The sequence below is a fragment of the Ruegeria sp. A4 genome (assembly GCF_056543025.1).
In genome coordinates, this window is sequence record NZ_JBQGAW010000023.1 from 1 (window position 1) to 1,508 (window position 1,508).

At 56.2% G+C, this 1,508-nt stretch carries 1 pseudogene; it reads left to right on the top strand.

Annotated elements, in window-relative coordinates:
- Window positions 1-243: 243 nt before the first annotated feature.
- Window positions 244-1,361: pseudogene (locus ACR0E2_RS20640) on the top strand (IS3 family transposase).
- Window positions 1,362-1,508 lie beyond the last annotated feature (147 nt).

The window sequence follows — 1,508 nt, forward strand, 5'->3', positions numbered from 1 at the left end:
GTCTGGACCCAGTCGCGGGCGGCGGACAATGGCCGCCCGGCCCGTCTCCTCGCTGTGGAGACACTGGTTCCGCATTTGAGAAGCGCTCCGACCCGCCTTTGGTAACCTACTACTCTCCGCCACAAAACAAGCGCGGCGGCGGTACATACCCCCTACATTCGGACGGGGCGGAAACGCTTCAGTTCACCTGTCTTGGCCCCCTAAAACTGTGCCACAGTTGGCTTAGTTTTGGAGACGGGATTGATGGCGCGGAAACGGTATTCGGACGAAGATATTCTGCGGCTTTTGCGCGAGATTGAGCTGGGCCTGGCATCTGGTTCGGATGTCGCGACGGCGTGCAGAACGGCTGGTGTCAGTGATGCGACCTATTACACATGGCGCAAGCGGTTTGGTGGGATGGGACGATCTGAGATGGCCAATCTGAAGGCGCTGCAGAAAGAGAATGATCGGCTCAAGAAAATCGTGGCTGAGCTTGAACTGGACAAACTCATTCTCAAGGAGAGCCTTGATTATCTAAAGCCAAAGGCCTGACGGCAGACCAGCTTCGTCAGGCCGTGGTCCACACCCGACAAAAGCTGGCAACCTCTGAACGGCGCACCTGTCGCGTGATTGGATTGGCGCGGAGCACGCTGCAATACCGCGCAGCGCCAAAGGATGATGAGGCGTTACGTCTGGCGATGATCCGATTGGCCAAACGGTATGGGCGCTACGGCTACCGCAAGGTCGCCGAGCTGCTGCGTGTCGAAGGCTGGGCAGTCAATCATAAAAAGATCGAACGACTATGGCGCGAAGAAGGCTTGCAGCTCCCACAACGGCACAAGAAACGCAAACGGCTGTACCACAAGGACAGCTCGATCATCCGGCTCCGACCGCAACATCCCAATCACATCTGGAGCATTGACTTTGTCCACGACAAGCTGAGCAACGGACAGAGCTACAAGATGCTGACGGTGCTGGATGAGTATACCCGTGAGGCGCTCTGCGTAGCGGTCAAGCCGAAGATGAACAGCGCAGACGTGCTGGATGCGCTCTACCCACTCTTATTGCGGCACGGGAAGCCCGAACACATCCGTTCCGACAACGGCGCGGAGTTCATCGCAACGGCCCTGCAGACCTGGTTAAGAAAGGTGGGCATTAAGCCGATCCAAATCTACCCGGGATCACCTTGGGAGAATGGATACAACGAGCGCTTCAATGGCACTCTGCGCCGGGAAGTCCTCAACGCAGAATGGTTCCACACCACCAAACAGGCTCAGATCGTCATCAATACCTGGCTTAGACAGTACAATCGTGTCAGACCCCATCAGGCTCTAAACATGCGACCGCCCGTTCCAGAAACCTTGCTCAAAACTGGCCCATAGAATTGGGGCTGGACATGGTTTGGTAGCAATCTTAGAGATCCAGGCCTGGCATTCTCGTAGTTAGCCCAAGCCGCTTTGAAGAAGACGGACTTATGGTGTGCAACCTGATCCAGCAAATCGACCTGTTCGATAGCGCGAGAATGGGTC